The following is a 2355-nucleotide window of genomic DNA, read 5'->3' on the forward strand; positions in this document are numbered from 1 at the left end:
GTGTCCGTCCGGTAATCCCCACATTCAATTCATAGGTTTTCTACGTCATGGTGCTCTCTTTGTTAAGGAGAATGACCATGGCGCATCATCAACGAAGAGAAGTAGAAGACTGGCTCAATTTATTTGAGCAACAAAAACAAAGTGGACTCACAGCGGTGGCGTTTTGCCGCCAGCAACAGATTAATGTCCAAACCTACTACACCAGGCGACGTGATATTCGTCTTCAGCGTACTCACAGCAAGTTCGTTCACGTCAAACGTGAAGTAACAAAGGTTGAGTCACACACCGATGAGACCGGTGGCGAACTTCTTCTGCAACTTGGGAGCGCTCATCTTAGCGTGCCAACGAATGTTAGCCCTCACTGGCTTGCTACCGTGATGAAGGCACTAGCTGAATGAAGATGTTTGTTGAGCCTGCCGACGTTTATTTATACATGGATATCGTCGACTTTCGTAAATCGATTAATGGCTTGATTGTAGTGGTCGAACAGAACATGGAGCTCAATGCCTTTCGTGATGCGCTGTTTGTGTTTTGCAATAAAAAGCGCGATAAGCTCAAAATACTCTATTGGGATAAAACGGGCTTTGCGCTTTGGTACAAACGTCTCGAGAAGCATCGGTTCAAGTGGCCTGTCGATGCTAACTTACAGCATCTGAATGTAAGTGAACAGCAGTTACAGTGGCTGTTATCAGGCTACGATGTAATAGGCCATCAGCCGTTGCACTACAATGCATCCGGCTTATAACCTGTGATCATAAGTAGCGATTAACGATCACGAAATCGTCTTAATAATGTCGGTAAATCAATGCATTATTACATTATAATAAGACCATGAATATTGATATCGAAAGCTTACCTGATGACCCAGCAACATTGAAAAAGGTGTTGTCGCAGGTGATGTCTCGCTATCAATATCTTGAGGAGCAGTTTCGTATTTCCCAGCATAAACAGTTCGGTCAAAGCGCCGAAGGTCATCCTGGGCAAGGTGAGTTGTTTAATGAAGCGGAAGCGCTTGCTGTTGAATCAGATACGCAAGAAGAAGCCATAAGCTACACGCGTAAAAAGCCCACACGTAAACCGTTACCCAAAGGCCTACCTCGTGAGGTTATCGTTCACGATATTAGCGACGAAGAAAAAGTCTGTGGCTGTTGTGCAGGTGAGCTACATCGCATTGGTGAAGATAAGTCAGAAAAGCTTCAGTTTATTCCTGCTCAGGTCAAAGTGATTGAGCATGTTCGCCCTAAATATGCGTGTCGTACCTGTGAGAAAGACGGTATTAGCAACACAGTAAAACAAGCGCCTGTACCTCACAGCGTTATCCCTAAAGGTTATGCGACCCCAAGTTTATTAAGCCAAATCATTACCAGCAAATATCAGTATGGGTTACCGCTGTATCGACAAGAGTCTATGTTCAAACAGCATGGTATCGAATTAAGTCGTAAAACCATGGCTGACTGGATAATCCGCTGCGCTGAGCTATTTAAACCGCTTTATGACCAGCTCCATCAACATATCCTGAAACAACCGGTTATCGCGGCGGATGAAACCACGCTGAAGGTCGTTGAATCTGAGAAAGTGAATAGCTACATGTGGTTGTACGCCAGTGGCGCTGACTCACCTACCGGTAATATCTCGGGGACAGAGATACCTAATATCGTGCTGTACGACTATCACAATAGTCGCGCTGGGCAATGCGCCGTAGACTTCCTTAAAGGTTACAGCGGCTACTTACAAGTGGATGGCTATCAAGGCTACGAGCAAACGCAAGCCATACTCATTGGTTGCTGGGCACATGCACGCCGTAAGTTCATGGAAGCCAAAAAAGGCGCAGGTAAGAAAGGCAGTGGCAAAGCGGATTGGGCACTCAATCACATCCAAAAACTCTACCGCCTAGAAACCCAGCTAAAAGATAAAACGGTAGAGGTGCGATATATTACAAGACAAGAAAAAAGTGTGCCGTTACTGAGCCAGCTTCATATGTGGCTAATGAAATCGGCTCAACAAGTGTTACCCAAAACCAAGTTGGGCGAAGCGATACAATACTGCTTAAACCAATGGAAAAAGCTGGAACGCTATACACTCGGCGGGTTATTGAGTATCGATAATAATCGCGCTGAGCGCGGGATAAAGCCGTTCGTCATAGGTAGAAAAAACTGGCTGTTTAGCCAAACGGCCACGGGCGCCAACGCCAGCGCTGTTCTCTACAGCATCATCGAAACGGCTAAAGCCAACGACCTGAACGTATTCGAGTATGTGATGACTTGCCTTGATGAACTCAGCCAGCCCGACGTCAATATCGAGCAACTGCTACCATGGCAGTTTGCTAAGCGCTAGGTGGAATTATCGGACGCTTAC

At 46.0% G+C, this 2355-nt stretch carries 3 protein-coding genes; all 3 read left to right on the forward strand.

Features of this window, described 5'->3' with window-relative positions:
• Positions 1–77: 77 nt before the first annotated feature.
• The 3 genes from tnpA (at position 78) to tnpC (ending at position 2334) form a co-directional block, all read left to right on the forward strand.
• Positions 78–398, forward strand: a complete 321-nt coding sequence (tnpA, locus tag C7Y69_RS21205; protein WP_013784481.1) for an IS66 family insertion sequence element accessory protein TnpA — start codon at positions 78–80, stop codon at positions 396–398.
• The gene (gene tnpB / locus C7Y69_RS21210) at positions 395–745 is read left to right on the forward strand and encodes an IS66 family insertion sequence element accessory protein TnpB (RefSeq protein ID WP_013784480.1); all 351 of its coding nucleotides are present in this window, start codon (positions 395–397) and stop codon (positions 743–745) included. Before tnpA ends, tnpB begins: the two co-directional genes overlap by 4 nt.
• Positions 746–831: 86 nt before the next feature.
• The gene (gene tnpC / locus C7Y69_RS21215; protein WP_126874086.1) at positions 832–2334 is read left to right on the forward strand and encodes an IS66 family transposase; all 1503 of its coding nucleotides are present in this window, start codon (positions 832–834) and stop codon (positions 2332–2334) included.
• Positions 2335–2355 lie beyond the last annotated feature (21 nt).

The organism is Alteromonas sp. KS69, from assembly GCF_003989595.1.
Lineage (GTDB): Bacteria > Pseudomonadota > Gammaproteobacteria > Enterobacterales > Alteromonadaceae > Alteromonas > Alteromonas naphthalenivorans.